26 protein-coding genes, 1 tRNA gene and 1 riboswitch are annotated in these 25,033 nt (G+C 68.9%); of the genes, 13 read left to right on the forward strand and 14 right to left on the reverse strand.

The features are described 5' to 3' along the window. Positions 1 to 42: 42 nt before the first annotated feature. Positions 43 to 1,206: a hypothetical protein gene (locus tag KIT25_00220; GenBank protein UYN95408.1), complete on the reverse strand. Its 1,164-nt coding sequence runs from the start codon at positions 1,204 to 1,206 to the stop codon at positions 43 to 45. A gap of 35 nt (positions 1,207 to 1,241) precedes the next feature. On the opposite strand from KIT25_00220, the gene KIT25_00225 reads away from it, so the two are divergent. Then, entirely contained in the window at positions 1,242 to 2,429 is a 1,188-nt protein-coding gene (locus tag KIT25_00225) for a glycoside hydrolase family 5 protein (protein UYN95409.1), read from the forward strand. Positions 2,430 to 2,466: 37 nt separating this feature from the next. Here the strand turns inward: KIT25_00225 and KIT25_00230 are convergent, their stop codons facing one another. The 3 genes from KIT25_00230 to KIT25_00240 are packed head-to-tail and all read right to left on the reverse strand — an operon-like array spanning position 2,467 to position 5,128. Beyond that, positions 2,467 to 3,171 carry an MBL fold metallo-hydrolase gene (locus KIT25_00230; protein ID UYN95410.1) on the reverse strand — a complete coding sequence of 235 codons (705 nt, stop codon included), beginning with the start codon at positions 3,169 to 3,171 and terminating at the stop codon, positions 2,467 to 2,469. Beyond that, positions 3,168 to 4,061 (reverse strand): alpha/beta hydrolase, encoded by an 894-nt coding sequence (locus KIT25_00235; GenBank protein UYN95411.1) that lies wholly within the window; start codon positions 4,059 to 4,061, stop codon positions 3,168 to 3,170. The genes KIT25_00230 and KIT25_00235 overlap by 4 nt, the downstream gene beginning before the upstream one ends. Further along, a complete protein-coding gene (locus tag KIT25_00240; GenBank protein ID UYN95412.1) occupies positions 4,058 to 5,128 on the reverse strand; it encodes a serine hydrolase in 1,071 nt (356 codons plus the stop codon). The genes KIT25_00235 and KIT25_00240 overlap by 4 nt, the downstream gene beginning before the upstream one ends. Before the next feature lie 35 nt (positions 5,129 to 5,163). Between KIT25_00240 and pyrC the strand changes: the two genes are divergently transcribed. Genes pyrC through KIT25_00275 form a run of 7 tightly spaced genes read left to right on the forward strand, consistent with a single transcriptional unit; the run spans position 5,164 to position 11,978 of the window. Continuing rightward, positions 5,164 to 6,210, forward strand: a complete 1,047-nt coding sequence (gene pyrC / locus KIT25_00245; GenBank protein UYN95413.1) for a dihydroorotase — start codon at positions 5,164 to 5,166, stop codon at positions 6,208 to 6,210. Between the two features lie 3 nt (positions 6,211 to 6,213). Further along, positions 6,214 to 7,002: an NUDIX domain-containing protein gene (locus KIT25_00250; GenBank protein UYN95414.1), complete on the forward strand. Its 789-nt coding sequence runs from the start codon at positions 6,214 to 6,216 to the stop codon at positions 7,000 to 7,002. 2 nt (positions 7,003 to 7,004) lie between these two features. Further along, complete coding sequence (locus KIT25_00255) at positions 7,005 to 8,342, forward strand: ActS/PrrB/RegB family redox-sensitive histidine kinase (protein ID UYN95415.1); 1,338 nt, start codon at positions 7,005 to 7,007, stop codon at positions 8,340 to 8,342. Between the two features lie 23 nt (positions 8,343 to 8,365). Next, on the forward strand, positions 8,366 to 8,956 hold the full coding sequence (locus KIT25_00260) for an ActR/PrrA/RegA family redox response regulator transcription factor (GenBank protein UYN95416.1): 591 nt from the start codon (positions 8,366 to 8,368) through the stop codon (positions 8,954 to 8,956). 10 nt (positions 8,957 to 8,966) lie between these two features. After that, positions 8,967 to 9,839, forward strand: a complete 873-nt coding sequence (locus KIT25_00265; GenBank protein UYN97778.1) for a branched-chain amino acid ABC transporter permease — start codon at positions 8,967 to 8,969, stop codon at positions 9,837 to 9,839. A gap of 1 nt (position 9,840) precedes the next feature. Then, complete coding sequence (locus tag KIT25_00270) at positions 9,841 to 11,328, forward strand: ATP-binding cassette domain-containing protein (protein UYN95417.1); 1,488 nt, start codon at positions 9,841 to 9,843, stop codon at positions 11,326 to 11,328. Further along, complete coding sequence (locus KIT25_00275; GenBank protein ID UYN95418.1) at positions 11,325 to 11,978, forward strand: ABC transporter ATP-binding protein; 654 nt, start codon at positions 11,325 to 11,327, stop codon at positions 11,976 to 11,978. The genes KIT25_00270 and KIT25_00275 overlap by 4 nt, the downstream gene beginning before the upstream one ends. Before the next feature lie 255 nt (positions 11,979 to 12,233). Here the strand turns inward: KIT25_00275 and KIT25_00280 are convergent, their stop codons facing one another. Together KIT25_00280 and KIT25_00285 are read right to left on the reverse strand one after the other, a co-directional pair. After that, complete coding sequence (locus KIT25_00280) at positions 12,234 to 13,574, reverse strand: enoyl-CoA hydratase/isomerase family protein (protein ID UYN95419.1); 1,341 nt, start codon at positions 13,572 to 13,574, stop codon at positions 12,234 to 12,236. Positions 13,575 to 13,600: 26 nt separating this feature from the next. After that, a tRNA-Gly gene (locus tag KIT25_00285) sits at positions 13,601 to 13,675 on the reverse strand. A 58-nt stretch (positions 13,676 to 13,733) separates the two neighbouring features. Between KIT25_00285 and KIT25_00290 the strand changes: the two genes are divergently transcribed. Together KIT25_00290 and KIT25_00295 are read left to right on the forward strand one after the other, a co-directional pair. Further along, positions 13,734 to 14,882, forward strand: a complete 1,149-nt coding sequence (locus KIT25_00290) for an acyl-CoA/acyl-ACP dehydrogenase (protein UYN95420.1) — start codon at positions 13,734 to 13,736, stop codon at positions 14,880 to 14,882. A 17-nt stretch (positions 14,883 to 14,899) separates the two neighbouring features. Beyond that, positions 14,900 to 15,856 (forward strand): proline racemase family protein, encoded by a 957-nt coding sequence (locus KIT25_00295; protein UYN97779.1) that lies wholly within the window; start codon positions 14,900 to 14,902, stop codon positions 15,854 to 15,856. Here the strand turns inward: KIT25_00295 and KIT25_00300 are convergent. Further along, positions 15,853 to 17,007 carry an aminotransferase class V-fold PLP-dependent enzyme gene (locus KIT25_00300; GenBank protein UYN95421.1) on the reverse strand — a complete coding sequence of 385 codons (1,155 nt, stop codon included), beginning with the start codon at positions 17,005 to 17,007 and terminating at the stop codon, positions 15,853 to 15,855. The two genes, KIT25_00295 and KIT25_00300, sit on opposite strands and share 4 nt — an antisense overlap. Positions 17,008 to 17,160: 153 nt before the next feature. Here KIT25_00300 and KIT25_00305 point away from each other — a divergent pair, with 153 nt between their 5' ends. Further along, the gene (locus KIT25_00305) at positions 17,161 to 17,784 is read left to right on the forward strand and encodes a TetR/AcrR family transcriptional regulator (protein UYN95422.1); all 624 of its coding nucleotides are present in this window, start codon (positions 17,161 to 17,163) and stop codon (positions 17,782 to 17,784) included. Here the strand turns inward: KIT25_00305 and KIT25_00310 are convergent. Genes KIT25_00310 through KIT25_00325 form a run of 4 tightly spaced genes read right to left on the reverse strand, consistent with a single transcriptional unit; the run spans position 17,781 to position 21,167 of the window. Further along, complete coding sequence (locus tag KIT25_00310) at positions 17,781 to 18,329, reverse strand: gamma-glutamylcyclotransferase (GenBank protein ID UYN95423.1); 549 nt, start codon at positions 18,327 to 18,329, stop codon at positions 17,781 to 17,783. The two genes, KIT25_00305 and KIT25_00310, sit on opposite strands and share 4 nt — an antisense overlap. Continuing rightward, positions 18,326 to 19,210 (reverse strand): prephenate/arogenate dehydrogenase family protein, encoded by an 885-nt coding sequence (locus tag KIT25_00315; GenBank protein ID UYN95424.1) that lies wholly within the window; start codon positions 19,208 to 19,210, stop codon positions 18,326 to 18,328. The genes KIT25_00310 and KIT25_00315 overlap by 4 nt, the downstream gene beginning before the upstream one ends. Beyond that, positions 19,207 to 20,298 carry a histidinol-phosphate transaminase gene (locus KIT25_00320; GenBank protein ID UYN95425.1) on the reverse strand — a complete coding sequence of 364 codons (1,092 nt, stop codon included), beginning with the start codon at positions 20,296 to 20,298 and terminating at the stop codon, positions 19,207 to 19,209. Before KIT25_00320 ends, KIT25_00315 begins: the two co-directional genes overlap by 4 nt. 17 nt (positions 20,299 to 20,315) lie before the next feature. Continuing rightward, the gene (locus KIT25_00325) at positions 20,316 to 21,167 is read right to left on the reverse strand and encodes a chorismate mutase (GenBank protein UYN95426.1); all 852 of its coding nucleotides are present in this window, start codon (positions 21,165 to 21,167) and stop codon (positions 20,316 to 20,318) included. 106 nt (positions 21,168 to 21,273) lie between these two features. Further along, positions 21,274 to 21,349: riboswitch (SAM riboswitch) on the forward strand. Between the two features lie 46 nt (positions 21,350 to 21,395). Between KIT25_00325 and KIT25_00330 the strand changes: the two genes are divergently transcribed. Both KIT25_00330 and metW read left to right on the forward strand, forming a co-directional pair. Next, entirely contained in the window at positions 21,396 to 22,556 is a 1,161-nt protein-coding gene (locus KIT25_00330; protein UYN95427.1) for a homoserine O-acetyltransferase, read from the forward strand. Next, complete coding sequence (gene metW / locus KIT25_00335; GenBank protein ID UYN95428.1) at positions 22,553 to 23,179, forward strand: methionine biosynthesis protein MetW; 627 nt, start codon at positions 22,553 to 22,555, stop codon at positions 23,177 to 23,179. Before KIT25_00330 ends, metW begins: the two co-directional genes overlap by 4 nt. Here the strand turns inward: metW and KIT25_00340 are convergent. From KIT25_00340 to KIT25_00350, 3 genes are read right to left on the reverse strand one after another with little or no spacing between them, the layout of a single operon-like run. Then, positions 23,157 to 23,624 carry a GNAT family N-acetyltransferase gene (locus KIT25_00340; protein UYN95429.1) on the reverse strand — a complete coding sequence of 156 codons (468 nt, stop codon included), beginning with the start codon at positions 23,622 to 23,624 and terminating at the stop codon, positions 23,157 to 23,159. The genes metW and KIT25_00340 overlap by 23 nt on opposite strands. Then, positions 23,617 to 24,105: a hypothetical protein gene (locus tag KIT25_00345; protein UYN95430.1), complete on the reverse strand. Its 489-nt coding sequence runs from the start codon at positions 24,103 to 24,105 to the stop codon at positions 23,617 to 23,619. Before KIT25_00345 ends, KIT25_00340 begins: the two co-directional genes overlap by 8 nt. Continuing rightward, positions 24,095 to 25,027: an NAD(P)-dependent oxidoreductase gene (locus KIT25_00350; protein ID UYN95431.1), complete on the reverse strand. Its 933-nt coding sequence runs from the start codon at positions 25,025 to 25,027 to the stop codon at positions 24,095 to 24,097. Before KIT25_00350 ends, KIT25_00345 begins: the two co-directional genes overlap by 11 nt. Positions 25,028 to 25,033 lie beyond the last annotated feature (6 nt).

Below are 25,033 nucleotides of genomic sequence, written 5' to 3' on the forward strand. Positions count from 1 at the left end.
GGTCCTCGCATTGCCCGACACCTGGAAATGCTTCGCCGAACGTCAAACTCGACTGACCAGGAACAGCAGGACGAGACAGGCGAGGGCGGCCCCCAGGCTGCCGAGCGAGATCAGGCGCAGCGCCCTGCCGGGTGTCAGGCCGGCCATGTGCGCGGCGATCCAGAACAGCGGGTCGTTCAAGTGGCAGATCGCGATCGAGCCGGCGCCGACGGCGGCGGCGGCCAGCGCGCGGCCGGAGGGATCGTCGAACCCGAGGGCCGGCAGCATCGGCTCGACGATGCCGGAAGCGGTGAGCACGGCGCTGAGCGAGTTGCCCTGCAGCGTCTTGACCGTCGCCGCGGCGAGAAAGGGCGCCAACAAGCCGAGGCGCGGATCGGCCAGGCGCTCGGCCCACAGCTCGGCCATCCCGGTCTCGTCCAGTACGCGCGCGAAGCCGCCGGCGGCGCCGACCGCGAGCAGCAGCGGCGCCCAGCGTGTGTCGGCGAGCACCTCCGGCTGCCAGCGCCGCGACAGCGCCAGTGCCAGCACGACGACGAGAGCCAGCAGGATCAGGGGCCGGCTGATGCCGGTGTAGAACTCGCGCGCGCCACCCTTGCCGAGCGGCTCGGTCGGCATTTGCGCTACGGCCTGCACGATCAACAGCGCGATCGGCGCGGCGAGTGCCAGCCAGGCCCACGAGGCGACGCCGTCGCGCGCCTGCCGCCGCGCCTGGTGAAACCAGATCCCGGCGACGACGACGGCCGCCGTGGGAACGGCGAGCCACAGCATCGGGGCGAGCTCGGCCTTCATCACGGCGGCCGATGCCACGGCGAGCGGCGAGGGTGCGACGAGGCCGTGGACGACGAGGATGGTGAGGGCGAGTCCCACGGCGCGGCCGGCCGGCTGCAACAGGGCGAGCCCGCCCGCCGCCGTGCCCCCCAGCCCCGCCAGGACGCCGGCAACCGCCGTGCCCGCCACGGGCAGCGGCTGCCTGAGGAGCAGCGCGCCGGCGAGCGCGCCCGCAACCACCAGCAGGCCGACTTGCTCGAGGGCGGCGACGAAGCCCAGCCCGAACGCCTTGCCGATCGAGTGGAAGGTCATGTCGGCGGCGACGCCGTAGGCGACGACGGTCGCCATCAGGGCGAGAAAGGCGGGCAGCCTGAAGCGCTGGACGAGCAGGACGACGAGGGCGAGCGCGAGCGGCAGCAGCAGGGCGGCGAGAATCATCGAGCGCGACCTTATGCGTCTGCTAGAGTCCCGTCATGCGGTTGCTGTTGATCGTTGGCTTCACGCTGCTGGCGTGGGTCCAGTCGGCCGGCGCCGAGGGGTTGGTCCGCACCGAGGGCAGGAACTTCGTCGCGTCGGACGGCAGCGTGCTCCGGCTCAAGGGCATCAGCCTCGGCAACTGGCTGATGCCCGAGGGCTACATGTTCAAGTTCGAGGTCGCCAAGTCGCCGCGGCTGATCCACGGCGCGTTCGAGCGCCTGCTTGGCGCGGAGCGGGCGGCGGCGTTCTGGCGGACCTATCGCGACAGCTATATTACCGAGGAAGATATCCGCTTCATCAAGTCGGTCGGCTTCAACATGGTGCGCGTCCCGCTGCACTGGCGCCTGTTCATGACCGAGGACGGCACCATCGAGGGCGAGGGTTGGACGCTGCTCGACCGGGTCGTCGGCTGGGCGCGCGCCGCGGGCCTCTACGTCATTCCCGACCTGCACGCCGCGCCGGGCGGCCAGACCGGCATCAACCACGACGACGGGCCGGGCTATCCGCTGATGTTCTACGTGCCGCGGCACCGTGCTCTCACGGTGAAATTGTGGCGCGCCATCGCCGAACGGTACGCCGGCGACCCGACGATCCTCGGCTACGACGTGCTCAACGAGCCGATCGCGCCCTATCACGACGTGGCGACGCTCAACCCGCGGCTCGAGCCGTTCTACAGGCAGGTGACGGCGGCGATTCGCGCGGTCGATCCGCGCCGTGTCGTGATCCTGGCGGCCGGGCAGTGGAGTTCGAGCTTCGACATGCTCGGCCCGCCCTTCGCCGACAATCTCGCCTACACCTATCACTCGTTCTGGGCGAGCACGAAGCGCGACTCCATCCAGCGGCACCTGAACTTCGCCAATCGCCACAACGTGCCCCTGTTCCTGGGCGAGACCGGCGAGCTGACCGACGAGTGGAATGCCGAGTTCCGCAAGCTGCACGAGGCGCACGGCATCGGCTGGTCGTTCTGGACCTACAAGAACCTCGACACGTCCTCGACCGTCGTCTCGATCCCGCGGCCGCAGGGCTGGAACGAGATCGTCGCCTTTGCCGACGGCAGGCGGCGCGACAGGCCCGCCGCCGAGACCGTCGACCGCGCCATCGCCCAGTATCTCGACGGCATCGAGTTCAGGAACGGCGTCGTGCGCCGAGGCTACCTCGAGTCGTTGGGGTTGCGGTCCCAGTGAGCCGCGGGCATCGAATGTCGTCTCCGCCGCCGATCCGTCACCCGTCATAGTGGTCGGCCAGCAGGCCGAGCGCAGCCGCGCCGTTGCCCTTGAAGGTCGGGCCGTGCATCAGCGCGATGGTGCCGGGCTTCAGCTCGGCCAGCCGACGCAGGGTGGGCGCAGCCTGGGGCGTCACCGGCATGAAGGGCACGGCCTTGCCGGTGGCGATAGCGGGCTCGACGATGTCGCCCTCGGTCGTCGCCGGGCAGGCGCCGAACTGGGTGAAGAGGTCGCTCGAGAACAGCGTGCCGGTGGTTTCCTCGTAAATCACGCCGGCGTCCCAGTTGTGCGGCACGTGTGGTGTGTCGAGCCAGCGTACCTTCTTGCCGCCGAGGTCGAGCACCTCGTCGTCTCCGAGGACGCGCGGCTCGCGGTCGGCCATGTCGCGCAGCCATATGTTGCAGCCGACCAGTCCGTGCGCCGGCGTCGCGTTGGGTGCCGCCGCCAGCCACTGGTTGAGCGCGCCCGATTCGTCGGCCTCGACATGGCTGCACAAGGTCCAGCGCAGCCTGTCGAGAGGGATCACGCTCTTCACCGCCTCGACGATCAGCGGGAACAGCGAACGCTGGCCGTAGTGGAACAACGCCGGCTGGTCGGCGTCGATCAGGAACTGATTGAAGGTGAAGCCCCGGGGTCCGACGTTCGGCACGAAGGTGGAGAGGCGATAGATCCGGTCGGCGATCTCGGCGACGTCGGTCTTCATGGCGGGCTCCGTAGGATCTCGATCAGCCTCGAATTGAACGCCTCGGCCGCCTCGTAGGCAACCCAGTGTCCGGCGCCCGGCACGACGTGCATGCGAAAATCGGGCTGCAGCGCGCGAAAGAGGTCGATGCGTTCCTCGATATAGGGATAGGTCGTCGAATCGAACTCGCCCCACAGGCCGGCGAGCGGAGTCGTCACGCGCGGCAGCACTTCGCTCAGCCGGCCGGCGATGCTCATGTCGCGGCTGCGCGTCCGGGCACGCGTCGAGTTCAGGATCTGCATATGGATGGCGACGCCGTCGACCTTGGCCGGGTCGTGCAGCATCAGGAGTTCGAGGTTGCGTCGTGCCTCGGCCGCCAGCACCGCCGCCGGCATTTCCGGCACGAGCTTGCGCAGCTTCTCGGTCGGCTTGCGTTTCGCCTTGAGACCACCCGCGCCGACCAGCACGATGCGCGAGATGCGCTCGGGCATCAGCGTGGCGAGGTGGCCCGACACCATGCCGCCGAACGAGAAGCCGGTGAGGGCGAAACGCTCGGCCGCCGGCAGCAGGGCGTCGACCGCCGTCTTCACGCAATGGGTCACCGACCAGATGTCGCGAACGTCGTTCGGCGGATCGCTGTCGCCGAGGCCGGGCAGGTCGGCGGCGTAGACGGCAAAACGCTCGGACAACGGCAGGACGTTGCGGATCCAGTGGATCCACGAGCCCGAGCCGCCATGGAACAGCAGCAGCGCGGGCTTGCCCGGGGCATCGCCCCAGACATGCCACATCATCCGGCCGCCGTTGCCCATCGGCAGGCGGACCGCCGTCGACCGGCCGGCGATCTCCTCGATGTGTTCGAGTGCCGTGCGCCCGTCGGGCATGCGCGGCACGGCCGAGTAGTCGAGGGTCATGTCTCGAGGGCGCCGATCAGGCGTTCGACGAAGCCGGACGCCTTCTTGCGGTCGATCCAGCGCAGCACGACGACGAGATCGTGCTCGGGATCGATCCAGACGATATGGCTGCCCCAGCCGAGAGCGAAGTAGCTCTTCTCCGAGGCGGCCGCGAACTGGCGGCGGTCGGTGTTGAGCCACCACATCAGGCCGTAGAACGGCGCGACGGGGCAGGGCTTCACCAGCTCCGCCGTCCACCCGGTGGGCAGGATGGTGCGGTCGTCCCAGACACCGCCTCGCGCGACCAGCAGCCCCATCAGCGCGAGGTCGCGCGCCGAGATGACGATGCCGCCGCCCCAGTGGCCGCCGCCCGGCACCGAGATCATCGGCTTGCCGTCGATGGTCACCGTCGAATTGCGATAGCCGTCCCAGCGCCAGTCGGCGGAGGCGCCGATCGGGTCCATGATGCGGCGCTTGAGCACCGACGGCAGCGGTTCCCTGAAGACATGCAGCAGCGACAGCGACAGCCGGTTCACGCGCACGTCGTTGTATTCGTAGAAGGTCCCGGGCGCCTTGAGTGCACGCCGCGTCCCCTTGGGCGCATCGGCGACGGCGAGCCCGACCACGCGGTTGTGGTCGATGCGGTCCTCCTTGCCGAACACGAAGCCCTGCCATTCGCTGGTCTGCGTCAGCAGGTGACGCCAGGTGATGTCCCTGTTCTGCGCGCCGGCAAAGCCGTCATCCAGCGCATAGGGCGCCACCTTGTCGTCGAGGCTCTTGATCAGGCCGTCGCCCAGCGCCAGGCCGGCCAGCAGCGCGAGGTAGCTCTTGGCGACGCTGAAGGTCATGTCCGCGCGCGCCGTGTCGCCCCATTCGGCGACCAACCGGCCGCCGCGATAGACCAGACCCGACGCACCGCCGCGCGGTGTCACCGGGCCGAGGACTTCGTTGTCGGGCGGTCTCTCGCCGGAATCGTGGGTCATGACGAACTGTCCGTCCGGCATGTGCATGGAGGCGGGCCAGGATGATTCGGCTTCCCGGGCGAAGGCGACGGCGTCGTCGAGATCGGTCATGCGCGCAATCAACATTGGAGCCCGCGCCGGAGCAAGCGTAGAAAGCGCTCATGCCTTCGCCTGCCTCGATCACGTTGCGCCGCCCCGATGACTGGCACGTCCATCTGCGCGACGGGCCGCTGCTTGCGGCATGTGCGATCCACACGGCCCGTCAGTTCGCGCGTGCGATCATCATGCCGAACCTCGTGCCGCCGGTGATCACGGTGGCACAGGCCGCATCGTATCGCGATCGCATCCGCAGAGCGGTACCGGATGGCCTGGCATTCGAGCCGCTGATGACCTGCTACCTCACCGACGGCGCCGACCCGGTCGAGCTGGCGCGTGGCAAGAAAGAGGGCGTGTGGGTCGCGGCCAAGCTCTATCCGGCGCATGCCACCACCAACGCGGCGCACGGCGTCACGTCGATCGACACCATCGCGCCGGCCCTCGAGGCCATGGAACGGGTCGGTATGCCGCTTCTGGTGCATGGCGAGGTCACCGACGCCGAGGTCGACATCTTCGACCGCGAGGCGGTCTTCCTCGACAAAGTGCTGGCGCCCCTGCTGGCCCGCCATCAGGGCCTCAAGGTGGTGCTCGAGCACATCACGACCAAGGAGGGCGTGGCCTTCGTCGAGGCCAACGCCCCCCGGGTTGGCGGCACCATCACGCCGCACCACCTCAGCTACAACCGCAATGCGATCTTCAAGGGCGGCATCCGCCCCCATTTCTATTGCCTACCGATCGCCAAGCGCGAGGAGCACCGTGTCGCGCTGCGGCGTGCGGCAACCTCGGGAGCGGCGCCGTTCTTTCTCGGCACCGACACCGCGCCGCATACCGCCGACACCAAGGAATGCGCCTGCGGCTGCGCCGGGATTTTCAATGCACCGGTGGCCATGCAGGTCTACGCCCAGGTGTTCGCCGAGGAGGGGGCCCTCGACCGACTGGAGGCGTTCGCCTCGCTGAACGGACCGGCCTTCTACGGACTGCCACCCAACCAGGACCGAATCACGCTGCAGGCCAAGGCGCTCGCCGCGCCGGAACGGATAGATGTTCCGGGAGCCAACAAGAGCATCGTCGTTTTCCGTCCCGATACGCCGGTGGGTTGGTGCTATCCTTGAAAGATGAGCAGGAAAGCGATCCCGGCCGGCGCCGTCGTGCGCGGCACCGACAAGGGCTACGTCCATGGCGATCTCAAGCCCGGCGGTGAACGGCCGGTCGAGAAGGTCGAGCAGCAATATCCCTATATGCGGCCGCGCGATGCGGCGACGCTGATCCTGGTCCGCCAGCGCGGCAGGATCCCCGAGGTGCTGATGGGCTGCCGCGATGCCAAGCACGCCTTCATGCCCAATCGCTACGTTTTCCCCGGTGGCCGCGTCGATCGTGCCGATGCGCGTGTTCCCGTCGCCACGTCGCTCGATCGCCATGTCGATGCGCGGCTGCAGAAGGCGGCCACCGCGCTGCGGGCGCGGGCGCTGGGCGTCGCCGCGGTGCGCGAGACGTTCGAGGAGACCGGCCTGATGCTCGCCAAGCCGTTCACGAACGGACCGCCCGACGGCGACCATGGCGAACACTGGAAGGGCTTTCTCGACAAGGGCTTCGGTCCCGCCCTCGATTGTCTCGACCTGATCGCGCGCGCCGTCACGCCGCCCGGCCGCCCGCGCCGGTTCAACGCGCGCTTCTTCATGGCGCGCGCCGAGGATGCGATGGGCGAGATTCGTCACTCGAGCGAAATGGGCGACGTGCGCTGGGTGAGGCTCGATGAGGCGCGCGAGCTGCCGCTGCCGACCATCACCGGCCTGATCCTGGGCGAGATCGGTCGGTTGGTGAAGGAGCCGCCCGATCGCCGGAAGCAGCGCAAGATCCCGCTGTTCGTGACGGTGCATCGCAAGCACCTGATGATCGAGGAGTAGCGATGGCGCTGCGTGGCTTCGGTCGAACCGCCGCCACGCCCGAGGCCGCGCCGCTCGCGGCCACCGGCCTGCCGCCGCGCGGCGGCGTTCGCCTGCGCGCCCTGGTGCTCATCCGCTGGGCCGCGGTCGCCGGCCAGCTCTTCACCGTGGCCGTGGTGCACTGGGGCCTGGGTTTCGCGCTGCCGCTGCTGGCGGTCGGCGGCACCATCGCCCTGTCGGCGCTGCTCAACCTCGCCGTCAGCCTCGGCCGCCCGGCGTCGGCGCGCATCGACGACCGCGAAGCCGCGATCTTCCTGGCTTTCGACATCCTGCAGCTTGCCTTGCTGCTCTATCTGACCGGCGGCTTGAACAACCCCTTCTCGCTGCTGCTGCTGGCGCCCGTGGCGATCGGCGCCACCATCCTGTCGCTTGCCGGCAACATCGCCCTCTCGTTCCTTACCATCGCCAGCATCGCGGTGTTGGGAGTGATGCACCAGCCGCTGCCGTGGGATGGCCCGCCACCGGAGTTGCCCGAGATCTACGAGACAGGTGTGTGGGTCGGCCTGACGCTCACGACCTTGCTCATCACGCTCTACGGCTGGCGGCTCGCCGAGGAAGCGCGCCAGATGACGGATGCTCTTGCGGCCGCGCAGGCGGCGCTGTCGCAGGAGCAGCGCATGTCGGCGCTGGGCGCGCTGGCGGCGGCGGCGGCGCACGAGCTCGGCACGCCGCTCTCGACCATCACGGTCGTGGCCAAGGAGATGCTGCGGGAGGTCGAGCCGGACGATCCGCTGCGCGAGGACGTCGAATTGCTGGCTAGCGAGTCGGACCGTTGCCGTTCGATCCTGGCGCGACTCTCCGTCGATCCGGTGGGCGACGTGTCGGACGCCTATACGCTCGTGCCGCTGCCGGCGCTGATCGAGGCTGCAGCACAGGCCTACCGACGGGACGGCGTGACGATCACCTTCGAGGCGGGGCCGCGCGGCGAAGGCGTTCCGCAGACGGCGCCGATCCAGGTGCGCAGTCCCGAGTTGATGCAAGGCATCGGCAACATCGTCCAGAACGCGGTTTCGTTTGCCCGCGGGGAAGTCCATATCGGCACGCACTGGACGACGGAGTGGTGCGAGGTCGAGGTGTCCGACGATGGACCCGGCTTTTCGGAAGCGCTGCTCGACGAACTGGGGACCCCCTTCATTTCGACCCGGCAGGGCGAGGAGGGCCACATGGGATTGGGCGTCTTCATCGCCAAGACGCTATTGGAACGCACCGGGGCCACGGTCACGTTCGGCAACCGAAGTTCCGGTGGCGGCGGCGCGGCGGTGGCGGTACGCTGGCCAAATCCAGTCTTCAAGGCTACATAGCGCGCCACATCGAAGGAACCGCCATGAGCCAGGACACAGGTGTCAATCGCCCCCTGTCGCCCGCCCTCGCCGGCACGACGACGAGCAAGGATCGCACGTTGTTGCTCGCCGACGACGACGCCGCCTTTCGCAATCGCATTGCGCGCGCCCTCGAGCTGCGCGGCTTCATCGTCATCGCGGTGGGTTCTGTGGCCGAGGCGCTGGCGCAGACCGCCAAGCCGCCGGCCTTCGCCGTGCTCGATCTGCGGCTCGGCGACGGCAACGGACTCGAACTGGTCGGCCCGCTGCGCCAGGCGCGGCCCGACATCCGCATCGTCGTGCTCACCGGCTACGGCAACATCGCGACGGCGGTCGCGGCGGTGAAGGAAGGCGCGGTCGACTATCTCGCCAAACCGGCCGACGCCGACGCCATCGAGCAAGCCTTGATGGCGCACGGCCGCAAGCTGCCGCCACCGCCGAGCAACCCCATGTCGGCCGACCGCGTGCGATGGGAGCACATCCAGCGCGTCTTCGAGCAGTGCGATCGCAACGTCTCGGAGACGGCGCGCCGCCTCAACATGCATCGGCGCACGTTGCAGCGCATCCTCGGCAAGCACGCGCCGCGCGAACACTGAAGCCTCCGCGCTGATCACCGTCCAACTCGTCCTGAACGCGCTGGCGCTGGGCATGGCCTATGCGTTGGTGGCGCTCGGCTTCGTGCTGGCGCTCAACGCGGCCGGCGCCGTCAACTTCGCGCATGGCGACCTCGTGACCCTGGGCGGTGCCTTCGCCGCCGTCGTGGGCCTGACGATCGGCCTGCCGGCACCGGTGCTCCTGCCGCTGGTGGCGCTGGCCCTCGGACTCGCCGGCGTCCTTGCCGCGCGCATCGCCATTCTGCCGTTGGTGCGCCGTCCGCCCGAGGCGACGTTCGTCGCCACCATTGCGCTCGCCGCCGTCGTCGAGCAGGGCCTCACGGTCGGTTTGGGCGCCGCGCCGCGCTCCGCACCGGCGATCGCCGGCTCCGGCGCCTTCGAGATCGCCGGCGTCGTGATCGGCCGGCAGCCGCTGGCGATCATCGTCGTCGGCGCGGCATTGGTGGTCGCGGTCTGGTTCCTGCTCGAGCATACGCAGGTCGGGCGCCGCATGCGCGCCGTCGCCTCGGATCGCACCATGGCGCACGCCATCGGCATCCCGGTCGGCCGCTACGTCGTGCTGTCGTTCGCCCTCGCCGGGGCGCTGGCCGGCGTCGCCGGCCTGTTGCTCGGTCACCAGTTCCTCGTGTCGCCCACGCAGGGCAGCGGCCACATGCTGCGGGCCTACATCGCCGTGGCTCTCGGCGGCTGGGGCAGCGTGCCTGGGGCTCTTGTCGGCGCGTTGGCGATCGGCGCCTTCGAGACCTTCGTGTCGGCGGCGGTCGGCGATGCCTGGGCGTCGGCCGCGCTCTACGCCTTCGTGCTGGCACTGTTGACGGTGAGGCCGAACGGCCTGCTCGGCGAACCGGTGGGCCGCAGGGCCTGACATGCGACGCTTCTGGTGGCTCCTGCTCGTCGCGCCGCCGGTGGTGGCGCTTCTGGCGCTGCCGTCGTTCGAGCAGCGCCTCGTCACGCTGATCGGGATCTACGCTCTGCTGGGCGTGGGCTATCAGCTCGTGTTCGGCCAGCTCGGCGCGCTCAATCTGGCGCAAGGCGCGCTCTACGGAGTCGGCGCCTATGCGGCGGCGTTGCTGGCGCCGTCCACCGGGCCGCTGGCTTTGGTGCTGGCGATGCTGGCATCGGCGACCGTCGCCGCTCTCGCTGCGCTGCCGACTCTGCGCCTGCGATCGCACTATTTCGCGCTGGCCACCCTCGCGCTCGCCGCGCTGGTCAACCTCGTCGCAGTGCATGCCGAGGGATTGACGGGCGGCGCCAATGGATTGACGGGATTTGCCGGTGAACTGCCGCGTGGCACGACTTTGCTGGCCGTGGTCTGGTTCTGCCTGATCGCCGCCGTCGCGGTGCAGGCCCATCTGTTCGCCGGTCCGCTCGGCGAGGCGGCGCGGCTGCTGCGCGAATCGCCGCTCGCCGCCGCCGCCAGCGGCATCGACGCCAATCGCTGGCGATTGATCGCCTTCGCCGCGGGCGGCGCGCTCGCGGGTCTCGCCGGCGCCGGCGCGGCGTCGTTGAGCGGGGTCGTCTCGCCCGAAGCGACGGGGTTCCCGGTGATGATCCTGTGTCTCACGTTGGTGGTGCTCGGCGGTTCGCGCCATCCGATGGGCGCGGTGCTGGGCGCGGCACTGGCCGTGTGCCTGCCCGAATTGTTTCGCGGTCTGAGCGGCGCCTGGCTGCTGGCCTATGCCATTGCCACGCTTGCCGTTGTGCTGTGGTTGCCGGAGGGCCTGGCAAGCCTGGTCGATCGTCCGCCGGCACCGCCCGCGCCGCGGCTCCCCGAGCGGCTTCCCCCGGCGCAAGGCGCCAGGCAACTCGCGCTCGAGGATGTCGGCAAGCGCTTCGGCGGCGTGGAGGCCTTGCGCGGCGTGTCGATGTCCCTGTCGCGCGGCGAGATCGTCGGTCTGGTCGGGCCGAACGGCTCGGGCAAGACCACCCTGCTCAACGTCGTGAGCGGTCTGGAGCGCGCCGACACCGGCACGATCCGCCTCGATGCGCTCGCCGTCGAACGCCTGCCGGCGCACCGCATCGCGCGCGCCGGCGTGGCCCGCACGTTCCAGGCGCGACAGCCAGGCGATCTGGAACGCGCGATCGCCAGCGGCGCGGCCTTTCTGCTGCTCGACGAGCCGGCGGCGGGTGCCGACGAGCGCGAGCGGCAGGTCCTGATCGCACTGCTGCGCCGCCTGCGCGACTCCGGCCGCGGCGTGCTCGTGGTCGATCACGACGTCGATCTGCTGGCGTCGCTCTGCGACAGGTTGATCTGTCTCGAGCGTGGCGCCGTGATCGCAGCTGGTCGGCCCGACGACGTGCGTGCCGATGCGCGGGTGCGGGCGAGCTTTCTCGGCGTCGAGGCGGTGCCGTGAGCGCGCCGGTTCTCGTCGTCGGGTCGCTGGAGCTGGCCGCGGGCGAGGTCGTCGCGGTGCTGGGCGGCAACGGCGCCGGCAAGACCGAGCTCCTCGAGACGGTGCTCGGTCTTCGCGCCGGCACCGTGAGCCTCTTCGGCCGGGACGTATCCGGCCTGCCGGTCGAGAAGCGCGTGCGTCTCGGGCTGGGCTACGTGCCGGCAGGGCGGCGCGTGTTCGCCGGACTGACCGTGCGCGAGAACCTGGAGGCGTCATGCCATCTGCCGGCGGCGGAGCGACGAACGCGCGTCGACGAGATGCTGGCGCTCTTTCCCATGCTGGGCGAGCGGCCCCGCGCCCGTGCCTGGCTGCTGTCGGGCGGACAGCAGCAGATGCTGGCGCTGGCGCGCGCCCTGGTGAACCGGCCGCGCCTCCTGCTGATGGACGAACCCACGCTTGGCCTGGCTCCCGCCGCGATCGGCGATCTCCTGCGCCGACTGCGCACGATGGCCGACGAAGGCACGGCGATCGTGCTGGCGGAACAGCGCGCCGCTCTTGCCCTGGGCGTGGCCACGCGCGGCCTGATCCTGAGAAGCGGCAAGGTGGCGCGCACGGGATCGGCCGCGGCGTTGCTGGCCGATCCCGACCTGCCGCGGCTGATGGGCGGTTAGAGTCCCCGCCACCCCTTCGATGTGTCAGTGAGACATTCGGGCGAATATCCAATCGTATCAACGGTTTGCCATGTCTCACCGGGTGAGACGTCGGTGGGACATGGGCCTGTGGACGAGTGGATTCGGCGGACTCCAGAAGACAGCGAGGATTCGTGGACGAATCGCCTCGGATGCCGATGCCATTGACATCCGAGCCGTCCAGCGGGAGTGGACATGTCGGGGACTCGGTGCGTTCCAAGTCGCCCCGGCGGAACGTCAGGCCTGCCGGTTCTGGGCGTTCCAGTAGTGCTCGAGGTTACTGATCAGCGCCGGGCTGAAATGGCAGTAGGCCTGCTCGCGCGCATAGAGCGCGGCGTAACGGCGGAACGTGTCGAGCGGCTCGACCGAGAAGCGCAGCGCGCGGCGATTGCCGATCGCGCCGACCACGCCCGAACCGGTCAGCCGGTCGGCGACGCGATCGATGGCGGCTTCCACGTCCTCGGGCGCGACCACCTCGTCGCAGATCATGCGGCCCTCGACGGAATCGCACTCGAAGCGGCGCTCGTACATGATCGCCTGACGCGCCAGCCGGTCGCCGACGAACCGCGCCAGGCGCAGGTTCGCCATCGCCGGAATGATGCCCTCCTTGCGCGCCGGCAGGGTCATGTAGGCATCGCGCGCGGCGATGTTGAAGTCGGTCGCGAGCAGGATCTGGCAGCCGCCGCCGATGGCGAAGGTCTCGACCGCCGAGATCCAGATCTTCTCGATCGAATCGCCCGACACCTCGTCGGGCGTCACCTCCGGTCGCGCCAGCCCGCGCGTCATCTTGTTGACGAAGCCCATGTCGCGGATGAGGAACCACAGGAACGGGATGCGCCCGTGGTAGAGATGCGTGAGGTTGATGCCGGCGTTGAAGACGCGCCGGCCGGCATACTTGCCCTCGGGCACCACGTCGCCGCGCAGCACGGCGACCTTGCTCTCGGGATCGAGAATGCAGACATCGGCACCGATCTCGGTGGCGACCTGCGTCGCGTTGTCCTCCGAGTTCAGGAAGCGCGGGTTCGACAGCAGCAAGACGGCGCATTTGCCGTGGCGCTCGACCCTGGCGCCGCCGAGATCGAGCCGGCCGTCGCGCAGCAACTTCGCCAGCGCGTCGGCCGATTCCTCGCGCGGCAGCAGCATGGCGTGGCAGAGGTGCATGCCGCACTCGGGGTCGGCCAGCAGCTGGTTGACCAGGATGCCTTGGTCGATCTCCCGGGCCTCCTTGTCCGCCTGCCTGAGCGACGCCTCGGCGTCGACTTCGGGGCGCGTCGGCACGAGTCCCGGCACGACTTCCGCGGCGTCGTAGACGAGGCGCTCGAGGCGGACGAACTTGCGGCGATTGTCGGTCAGTCGGTCGTACAGCGCCCGGGCGTGGCGGCGCAGGAAAACGAAGCGCGCGTCGCGCGCCGCCTGCTTGATGATCTCGGCGATGTCGTGCGCGGCGGCGTCGCGTCGTGACTTGGGTGGCAGGCGGGACAGGCGTTCGGCGGATTGCTGCCAGTAAGCGGCGAACTTGGCGCGGTCTGCGGCGAAGTCGCCCCCGGCTGCAATCGGCATCGCGACGACCGAATTCATGAACGCCGTTCCTGCCTGCAAAATCTTGGAGCGGGCGACGGGATTTGAACCCGCGACCTACGGCTTGGGAAGCCGACGCTCTACCCCTGAGCTACACCCGCCTTGCCATCATTCTAGACCGCTGGCGCAGCGAAGGTCCATTCGTGTATCTGGAATGCGATGCTCGATGAGATCCTTGCTCCCGAGGAGCGGGCCGTCGTCGCCCGCGCGCGGGAATTCGCCGAGGCGCACGTTGCGCCCAACGCCGCGCGCTGGGAATGGCAGCGGCACTACCCGTTGGAAACAATCAAGGCCGCCTGCGCGGCTGGCCTGCACACGATCGAGCTCGGCAAGCGGCACGGCGGGCAGGGGCTCAGCTTCTCGTGCAAGCTGCGCGCCTTCGAGGAAATCGCCCGGCACGACTTCGCCTTCGCCTTCGCGCTCATCAACCATCATAACGCCATGGCGCGCTTCGCGCGCGACGGCCAGCCGCCGCATGTCGCGCGCCTGCTGCCGCGCATGATCGCGGCCGAGGTGATCGGCTGCGCCGGGTTGAGCGAGCCCGGCGTCGGCAGCGATTTCGGCGGGCTGGAGATGCGGGCCGAGCGGGTCGATGGCGGCTGGAGGCTGAACGGCGCCAAGGCCTGGATCACCAATGCGGCGGTGGCCGGGCTTTCGATCGCCTATGCCCAGACGGACAGGTCCAAGGGCTATCGCGGCATCGCCTGCTTCGCGATCGAGGCCGACCGGCCCGGCTTCCATCGCGAGACGCCGTTCGAACTGCACGGCGGCCACGCGATCGGCGTCGGCGGGTTCGAGTTGACGGACTATTTCGCTCCCGACGAGGCGGTTCTCAAGCCGCCGGGCGAGGGCTTCAAGGCGGCGCTGGCCGGCATCAACGGCGCGCGCGCCTACGTCGCCGCCATGTGCTGCGGCATGCTGCAGGCGAGCCTCGAGACGGCGGTTCGCTACACGCAGCAGCGCAAGACGTTCGGCCGGCCGGTCATCGAGCACCAGGGCGTGCGCTGGAAACTGGTCGATGCCGCGACCGACCTGGAAGCCGCGCGCCTGCTCGCCTATCGCGCGGCGCGCCTGATCGACGAGGGCGCCGATGCCGTGCTGCCGGCCGCGCATGCCAAGAAGTTCGCCACCGAGATGGCGCTGCGGCGAATCGGCGACTGCATACAGGCGATGGGCGCCAATGGCCTGCGCGCCGACTACCCGCTGGCGCGCCATCTCGCCTGCGCCAAGATCGCGGCCTACACCGACGGCTCGATCGAGATGATGAACGAGCGCATCGGTGCCGGCCTCGGCCAGGTCTTCGGATGATCGTCTCGACCGTCGAGATGCATACGGGCGGCGAGCCGACCCGCATCATCATCGACGGATGGCCGGCCTTCTCCGGCCGCACGCTGCTCGACAAGCGACGCGAGGCCAGGGAGCGGCACGATCACCTGCGGCGCGGCCTGATGCTCGAGCCGCGCGGCCACGACGGCATGTACGGCGCGCTGCTGGTCGAGCCGGATCATCCCGAGGCCGATCTCGCCGTGCTGTTCATGCACAACCAGGGCTACAGCACCATGTGCGGCCACGCGACGATCGCGCTGGCGCGCTGGGCGGTGGAGAGCGGACGCGTGAAGGGCCCTGTCGTGCGCCTGCAATGCCCGTGCGGCCTGGTGACGGCACGGGTCGGCGTCGACGGCGCGGTGACCTTCGAAAACGTGGCGTCCTTCGTCTACGCACTTGACCGTCTCGCGCCGACCCGCACCTGGGGGCCGGTCGCCGTCGATATCGCCTATGGCGGGGCGTTCTATGCCATCCTGTCGGCGGATTCGATCGGGCTCGACCTGCGATCGTCGGCGATGCGCGTGATCGTTGATGCCGGAGAGGAAATCGCGACGGCGACCGCCCGGGCGATTCCGATCGAGCACCCCGACGAACCTGATCTCGCTTTTCTGTACGGCACGATCCTGACCGATGGCGGCGATCGATCCGATCGGCCGAGCCGCAACGTGTGCGTCTTCGCCGGGCGGCAGGTCGACCGAAGCCCGACGGGAAGCGGCGTCTCGGCCCGCATCGCCCTGCAGGTCGCGCGACGGCAGGTGCGACTGGGCGAGGAGCGGCGGTTCGAGAGCTGCACCGGCGACGTCTTCACCGGCAGGGCGGTGCGCGAGGCACCGGCCGTCGGGCCGCGGCGCTCGGTCGTCGTCGAAGTCGGGGGCAAGGCGCACCAGATCGGCGAATGTCGCTTCCGCTTCGATGCCGACGATCCGCTGCGCGAGGGCTTCTCGCTCGGTCTCTAGGCGTTGTGGGCGCGCTTCAGCGCCCGGTCGAGATCATCGAACAGGTCATCGGCATCCTCGACGCCGACCGACAGGCGCAACAGGTCGGTCGGGCATGGTGTGCCCGGTCCCTCGATACTGGCGCGATGCTCGATCAGACTCTCGACACCGCCCAGCGAGGTCGCGCGCTTCCACAGCTCGACCCGTGCGGCGGTGGCGACGGCGGCGCGCTCGCCACCCTTCACCCGGATCGACAGCATGCCGCCGAAGCCGCCTTTCATCTGGCGGCGAGCAACGGCGTGGCCGGGAAAGTCCGGCAGGCCCGGATAGAGCGCCTTCTCGACCATCGGATGGGAGGCGAGTCGGTGTGCCAAATCCTCCGCCGAGCGGCACGCCCATGCCATTCGGGGGAACAGGGTGCGCATGCCTCGCATCAACAACCATGCCTCGGTCTGGCCGGGGATCGTGCCGAACTGGGCGCGAATGGCTCGCAGCCGCGCCCAGTGCCCGTCGTCGCGAGCCCCGACCAGGGCTCCCGCGATGATGTCGGAGTGCCCGTTGAGATATTTGGTCGCAGAGTGCATGACGATGTCGGCGCCGAGCGCCAGGGGGCGGGTCAGCACCGGTGTCGCCACGGTCGAATCGACCCCGAGGAGGGCGCCTGCCCGGTGCGCGATCTCGGCCGCCGCCGCGATGTCGGTGAGGCACCAGGTCGGGTTGGCCGGGGTCTCGATCCAGACCAGCCGGGTAACGCCTGGCCGTACTGCCGCGGCGATGGCATCGAGGCTGTCGGCGTCGACGAAATCGACCTGCAGGCCCCATTGCGTGCCGAAGCCCGCCAGCCAGCTCCGCAACGCCCAGTACATGACCTTCGGCACCACGACATGATCGCCGGGCGACAGGGCGAAGAAGCAGGCCGTGGCGGCGCTCATGCCCGACGAGAAGACCAGCGCCCTGGCCCCGCCCTCGAGAGCGGCCAGTGTCGCCTCGACCTGATCGAAGGTCGGGTTGTCCGCCCTTGCGTAGATTCGCCCGGAGCGATACGAGTTGTCCTCGTCGCGAACGTAAGTGCTCGACATGTGGATGGGGGGGACCACGGCTTTGGTTACCGGGTCGATCCAGCCCATGGCCTGCGCGGCGAGCGAGGCGGCTGCGAGGTCTTTCTTCGTCATGTCGTCACCGGGTGCCCTTGGCTTGAGCGAGGTCCGCTCCGAAATGGACCGGATTGGCTTTTGCAGTCGGTTGGTAGTGGGAAATCATGCCGACAAGCGCTATGAGATGGGGCAGCTTGTGCGATTGCAAGACTGCTCCCAGGGGAACTGAAAATGAACGTCGAAACGGTGGCCCAACAGCCTCCTCTCGCCACCGCCGGCCGCGGTGACCGGGTCGCCCGCACGCGCGAGGCCATCGTCGCCTCGACGCTGAATCTCGCCCAGGAGGGCGAAGTCTCGCCCATCGTGCGCGACATCGCCAAGGCCGCCGGGGTCTCGGCGCGGACCGTCTTCCAGCACTTCGCCGATACCGCGGAGCTCTATGTCGCCGCGCTCAACCGCATGCTCACGCATGTCGGCGCTGCGCCGGAGATCAATCCGCAAGCCCCGCTCGACCAGCGTCTGGGCGCGGTCATCAGCCATCGCTCGACGAATTTCGAGCAGCTTCGGCCGATGTGGACCTTCGTTTCCAATCTGCAGCGCCGTTCGTCCGAGGCATCGGACAAGGTCCTCGAGATGTACTCCTCCAACCGCGACCAGCTCGCCAACGGGTTCGGGCCCGAACTTTCGGCAATGCCGGCCGAGCGCGGCAAGAACGCGCTCAACGCCCTGGCGCTCGTGTTGTCGCCCGAAGGCTGGGTGGTGTTGCGCGAGCGACTCGGCATGACCGTCGATCAGGCGCGCGAGGAGTGGCGTTTCGTCGCCGACTCCATCTTCAGCGACCAGGCCGACCACTAGTCGGACGCGGGGCCGAGCGCCCCGGACCGGATGGCGATCTCCTCGACGACCTGGTCGCGCAGGCCGAGCGCGCGCAGATGCTCCACCGTGTTCCTGACGTAGGCGCGGTTCGATCCCGTCGCGCCGATGCCGTTGCGCACCAGGCCTATCGCCTTCGACAAGGGCAGCTTGCCGGCGAACTGCCGGTGCTTGCGGTCGGCGAGATAAACCAGGGCCGGCACGGCACGCCCGTCGGCGAGGTGGATCGGGCGCACGACCTCTTCGTAGACGCCGTCATGCTCGATCTCGCGGCGCCACAGATAGCGGCGCACCGCGTCGTAGCGATCCGCGGGCAGGCGGTGGGCGAGGCCGCGGCATGAACCGCCGGCCAGCAGCCCGAGGATCAGGCCCGGCATCTGCGGCGTGCCGCGATAGTGCTCGGAGTAGACGCAGAAGGCGCGATGGAAGCCGTGCAGGCGGGCTGGCCTCGTCTCGGGCGTGGCGAAACCCGGGCGCCACATCAGCGAGCCGTAGGCGAAGACCCAGCGTGGGTCGGAAGCGCTCACGCCTGGTTGAGATGGATCAGCGTGCGCCGGATCTCGCGGGTGCGCGCGAAGAGTTCGAACAGCTTGTCGCCCTCGCCCCAACGGATGGCGCGCTGCAGGTAGAACAGGTCTTCCTGGAAGCGCTGCAGCACCTCGAGCACGGCCTCCCGATTGTTCAGGAACACGTCGCGCCACATCGTCGGATCCGAGGCGGCGATGCGGGTGAAGTCGCGAAAACCACCGGCGGCGTACTTCAGCACCTCGCTGTTGAGATGGCCGCCAAGATCGTCGGCCGTGCCGACGATGGTGTAGGCGATCAGGTGCGGCAGATGAGAGGTGATGGCGAGGATGCGGTCGTGGCTGGCGGGATCGAGCCGGTTGACCTCGCTGCCCAGCGCGCGCCAGAACGCCTCGAGCCTGTCGACGGCGGCCGGATTGCTTTCGGGCAATGGCGTCAGGATGCACCAGCGGCCCTGGAACAGGTCGAGCAGCGCGGCTTCGGGGCCGGAATTCTCCGTGCCCGCGACGGGATGAGCCGGCACGAAATGCACGTTGCCGGGCAGGTGAGGCGCCATGTCTGCGATCACCGTCTGCTTGACCGAGCCGACGTCGGACACGATGCAGCCCGGCTTGAGCGCCGGGGCGATCGCCTTGGCGGCCTCGCCGCAGGCGCCGACCGGCGTGCAGACGATCACAAGATCGGCGCCCTTGCAGGCGGCCGCGAGGTCGGTGCCGCAATGATCGACGAGCTTGAGCCGGGTCGCCGTCGCCGCCGTCTCGGTGCGCCGCGTGGCCGCCACGATCGATCCGGCGAGGCCGCGCTTGCGCGCTTCGAGCGCGATCGAGCCGCCGATCAGGCCGATGCCGATCAGCGCGATCTTGTCGAACAATACCGCACTCATTTGTTCGTCGCGACGAAGCGGGCGAGCGAGTCGCGCACGGCTTTCACCTCGGCCTCGGTGCCGATGGTGATGCGCAGAAACTCCGGCAGCCCGTAACCGCCGATCATGCGCGGGATCAGCCCGTCGTTCATCATCCAGTCGTTGGCTGCGGCGGCGCGCTCCTTCGAACCGAAGCCCACGGTGACGAAGTTGCCGACACTGGGCAGCGGTTTCAGCCCGAGCTTGCCGAGCTCGGTCGCGAGCCAGGGCAGCCAGATGTCGTTGTTGGTGCGGCTGGCGTCGGTGTGGGCGATGTCCTCGAGCGCGGCGATGCCGGCCATCTGCGCGGCCAGGTTGACGTTGAACGGCTGGCGCAGGCGATTGATCGTGTCGACGATCCCGGCCGGGCCGTACATCCAACCGAGGCGCAGTCCACCGAGGCCGTAGATCTTGGAGAAGGTCCGGGTCATCACGACGTTGTCGGCTTGGTCGACCAACTCGACGCCCGATTCGTAGTCGTTGCGGCTGACGTACTCGGCGTAGGCCGCGTCGATCACCAGCAGCACGTCCTTCGGCAGGCTGGCCTGCAGGCGGCGCACGTCGTCCTTGGTGACATAAGTGCCGGTCGGATTGTTCGGATTGGCAAGGCAGACGATGCGGGTCTTGCTCGTGACCTTGGCAAGCAGGGCGTCGACGTCGGCGCGATAGTCCTTCTCCGGCGCGGCAACGGGCGTGGCGCCGACGCCGAGCGCGTTGATCGGGTACATCAGGAAGCCGAACTGGCTGTAGAGCAATTCGTCGCCCGGACCGGCATAGGCCCGGACCAGAAGGTTGATCAGCTCGTCAGAGCCCGTGCCACAGACGATGCGTCCGGCGTCGAGGCCGTAGTGGCGGCCGATCGCGGCCCGCAGCTTGTCCGATGCTCCGTCGGGATAGCGATGGAGCTCGGCGGCCGCCTTGGCATACGCTGCCATGGCCTTGGGCGATGGGCCGAGAGCACCCTCGTTGGAGGACAGCTTGGCGATTGTCTCCTTGCCCTCGACCGAATCCTTGCCCGGCACGTAGGGCGCAATGTCCATGATGCCCGGACGCGGCATGAGCGCCGACATGGCTGTCTCCCGTTCGGTCAGTGGCGCGGTTCCGCCGGCACGGCGTAGGCGCCGATGGCGGCGACACGGCCGGCCGGCAGCTCGAGCGCCGCCTCGAGCCGGCGCAGGCGTTCATCGTCGTCGACGATCACGCCCGGCAGCTCGACCAGGTAGTGATGCACGCCGGCGACGACATGGTCCAGCGCCGAGGTGAATGCTGGCAGGCCGGCCTTGGCGAGGGCACCGGAGATGCGGTTGCGGCTGAAGCCATGGGGCGTTTCGACCGAGATCAGCGCGCTGTCGTCGCCGCTCGCCTCGGGCTCGATGCGTGCCAGCACGAAGGCGGTGGCGCCGCGGGCGCGGGCGTTCGGCATCGGCAGGAAGGGCAGACGGGCCACGACGTTGGGCAGCGTCTGTTCGCCGCTCGCGAGCAGCGGCCACCACGGCGCCGTGTCGGCCTCGATCGGCGCCGGCACGACACCGATCGTGGTCTCGCTGGCGCGCACCTCGGCCAGCACCTGCGCCGGCGTGTCGTGCGCCGACAAGGGCACCTGGCAACCGAAATGATCGCGCGCGAGGTCCCAATAGCCCGGCTGGTCGGCCGGACGGCAGATGGCGATCCTGAGGCCCGGCGTCTGCAGCAGGGTGAAGGCCGTCATCATCTCGCGCCACATCCGGTAGACCGCGGCGGCCGGGAAGGGACCGTCATGGGCGGCCAGCCGCTGGCGCATGACCAGCGCCTCGCGGCCCGGCCTCAGCGCCAGCCCGCCCTTCGGCTTGGTGGCCGAGATCCGGTCGACCAGCGAGGCGCGGCGGCGGATGAGGTCGTGCAGTTCGCCGTCGATGACGTCGATGTCCTGCCGCAGCTTTTCGAGACCGGGTGCGTCCATGACCCCGCTAGAACCCTGTGAGCGCGAGGCGATACTACGTCCGGGCACTCGGCGTAAAGGCAAACTGCGCGATGGCGCTTGCGTCCTTTGCGCTGCCTCCTTATAGAAGCTTCTCCGTGGAATTTGAGCCGACCGGCTTGCGGCCACGTTAAACCCCGCTAAAAGGTCGGAGCGCTTCGAAAAAAGCCCCCGCCCTTCCGGTCGGGGGCTTTTTCGTTGGAGTGGCAATTGCTCGACGATCTCACCGAAGCCGAAAGCAAGGCGCTCGCCCAGTGTCGCCACGCGATCCTGGGTGTCGAGCGACCGCTCCGGCTCGACTGCGGAGTCGAACTGGGTCCTTATCGTGTCGCGTACCAGACCTACGGCACGCTGAACGCCGACAAGAGCAATGCGGTCCTGATCTGCCATGCGCTGACGGGCGATCAGTTCGTTGCCGACCGCAATCCCGTGACCGGCAAGGAGGGTTGGTGGGACACCATGGTCGGGCCGGGCAAGGTGCTGGATCCGGCCCGCTACTTCATCATCTGCAGCAACGTGCTGGGCGCCTGTCTGGGCACGACCGGTCCCCTGGCGCGCGACCCGGCGACGGGCCGGTCGTGGAATCTGCGCTTCCCCGTCGTCACCGTCGCCGACATGGTGCGCGCCCAAGCCGCCCTGATCGATCACCTCGGCATCCCGGATCTATTCTGCGTGATCGGCGGGTCGATGGGCGGCATGCAGGTGCTGCAATGGGCGGCGAGCTATCCCGAGCGCGTCTTCTCGGCGGTGCCCATCGCCTGCGCCGCGCGGCATTCGGCGCAGAACATCGCATTCCACGAGGTCGGCCGCCAGGCGATCATGGCCGATCCGGAATGGAAGGGCGGCGACTATCGATTGCACGGCACGTCGCCGGTGCGGGGCTTGGCCGTAGCGCGCATGACGGCGCACATCACCTATCTCTCGGAGCAGGCGCTGCAGCGCAAGTTCGGCCGCGCGCTGCAGGATCGCAACGCGCTCGGCTTCGGTTTCGACGCCGACTTCCAGGTCGAGAGCTACCTCCGCTACCAGGGCTCGACCTTCGTGCAGCGCTTCGACGCCAATTCCTATCTCTACATCACGCGCGCCATGGACTATTTCGATCTCGCCGGGGCTCATGGTGGCGTCCTGGCCAACGCCTTCAGGGGATCGCCGACACGCTTCTGCTCGATCTCCTTCACCAGCGACTGGCTGTTCCCGACGCGCGAGAACCGCGCCATCGTCCACGCACTGAACGCCGCCGCCGCCAACGTTTCCTTCGTCGAGGTGGAAACCGACAAGGGCCATGATGCCTTCCTGCTCGACGAGCCCGAGATGTTCCGCACGCTGGCGGGCTTCCTCAAGGGCGCTGCTACGGTGCGAGGCCTGCCATGAGCGCCGTCGCCTCCGGCAATCGCGCCATCCGCGTCGACCTGCAGCTTATCGCCGACATGGTCGAGCCGGGTGGCCGCGCGCTCGACGTCGGCTGCGGCGACGGCGCGCTGCTGGCCTATCTCGTCAACTTCAAGCGCGTCGATGCGCGTGGCATGGAACTCAGCCAGGCCGGGGTCAATGCCTGCGTCGCCTCGGGCCTCTCGGTGATCCAGGGCGATGCCGACACCGACCTGCGCGACTATCCGGAAAACGCCTTCGACTACGTGATCCTCAGCCAGACCCTGCAGGCCACGCGCGAGCCGCGCGAAGTGCTCCGGCAGATGCTGCGCGTCGGCAAGCGCGCCATCGTCTCCTTCCCCAACTTCGCGCATTGGCAGGTCCGCCTGCGCCTGGTGTTCGGCGGGCGCATGCCCGAGACGCCGACCCTGCCGCACAAATGGTACAGTACGCCCAATATCCATCTCTGCAGCATCGACGATTTCCGCGCGCTCTGCCGCGACATGGGCGTGATGGTCGAGCGTGCCATCGTGCTCAATTCCAGGAGCCGCCCCATCCACATGCCGCCGTTGCTCGCCAACCTGTTCGGCGAGCAGGCGGTGTTCATGCTGCGCCGCGACGACTGACGGCGGCGGCACGCCGCTCGTAGTGCACTTCGATTTCGTCCTCGCCGGTCTTCACGAAGCCGTGGCGTTCGTAGAAGCGGCCGGCGGGACTGCCTTGCAGGACGTCGAGGCGCACCGGCTGGCCCAGTGCGTCGGCTTCCTCCAGCAACACCACGAGGATCGCCGCGCCCAGGCCGCGATTGTGATGGCGGCGTGCCAGGTAGAAGGAATCGATGTATGTTTCCGCGGGGCGGCGGCGCAGTCCCACGCAGCCCGCCAGCGCGCCGTCGATCAGGATGGTGCGCAGGCCGGATTCGTCGAAGCTCTCGCGAAAGACGCGCCGCGCGCGCGACGGCTTGTAACGGAATACGCGCTCGAGGTGCTCACGCATCACCTCGATGCGGATGGCGAGCAGGGGCTCGAAGTCGGCCTCGACCGGCGTGCCGAACGACCAGGACTCACGCACCGGCAGCGATCTTGGCGATGCGCGGCCGGGCGACGGCGACCCAGTCCCTGGTGTCGAGTTCCATCGAGCGATCGAGCCGGCCGGCGTTGAAGAACAACGTCTCGTTCCGCAGCAGATCCTCGTCGACGACGACGCTCAGCGCCGGGTTCAGGGAAAACGGCGGGACGGAACCCATGACGCAGCCGGTCAACTGCCGTGCCGTTTCGGGCGAGGCGAAGCCGCACTTCCTCGCCTCGAAGAGCGTCGCGACGGCGCCGAAATCGAGTTTGCGGTTGCCCGGGAGGATGGCGAGCACATGGCGCCTGCCCGCGCCGCCGCCGCGCAGGTCCAGGACCATCGCCTTGGCCGCCTGCTCGGGCCGGTTGCCGCGAATGACGCTGATCCTTTCCGAGCGTCCCTCCGCCTCGTGCTCGATCACGCGGAACCTGGCGTTGGCGCTCGCCAGCATCGCCGTCAACCGCTCGAAGACGTCAGCGGCCACGAACGACCTTTTCGGACAACAGCCTCAGCGCCTCGTCGAGCGACGGCACCTTGCCGTCGGCCGGCGCGATCGCCGCATCGACGGTGCGGCGGTGGCTCTTCTCGATCGTCTCGGTCATCAGCGGCTCGACGCCGGTCTCCCGCAGGGTCCGGGCCACCAAACCCATCTCCTCCCAGCGCCGCTCGGCATGCACGATGTGGGTTTGCACCAGCATGGCGAGCGCACCGCTGAAGGTCATCGAATCGATGTCGCCCAGGCAATCCATCACCTCCTTCAGGATGCCTTGCCGCTCGGCGGCAACGAACGATTCGACGGCCAGCGCCTCGATGCCCTTGACGATCACCGAACGCATCATCTTCACCGCGGAGGCGGAGCCGGGCTTCGGCCCGAGACAGGTCGCGACGAATCCGTTGGCGTTCATCCACGCCACCATCGACTCGGCGTCCTCGCCGGACACCAGCATCGGCGCCTTGATGCCCTGCTTGAAGAAGCCGCCCATCACGGCGATGTCGATGTAGCGGCCGCCGCCGGCCTCGATCGCCGCGCGGTCCTCGTCTGCCATCCGGCCGGTCACGGTGCAAAGATCGAGGAAGTACGCGCCCTTCTTGATCAGCGCCGCCGCCGAGGTCGCCGCCGCCAGTGCATGCTCGCCCTGCACGGCCGAGATTACCAGGTCGGCCTCGCCGAGTGCCGCGGTGTAGCGGCCGGAAATCGCCACATCGAGCCGCCGTGCCTCCTTGCCGAGCGCCGTGCCGCGCGCGTCCCTGTCGAGCGCGGTGTCGATGGCGATCAGCCGGCGCGCATCGTTGTCGCCGGGCTTCGCCACGCCACGCCAGCCACTCTCGGCGGCGAGGCCGCGCGCAATGGCCGAACCGGCCTCGCCGAATCCCAGCAGGGCGATGACACGTGGAGCGATGGACATCAGGGA

This window comes from Enhydrobacter sp., from assembly GCA_025808875.1.
GTDB lineage: Bacteria > Pseudomonadota > Alphaproteobacteria > Reyranellales > Reyranellaceae > Reyranella.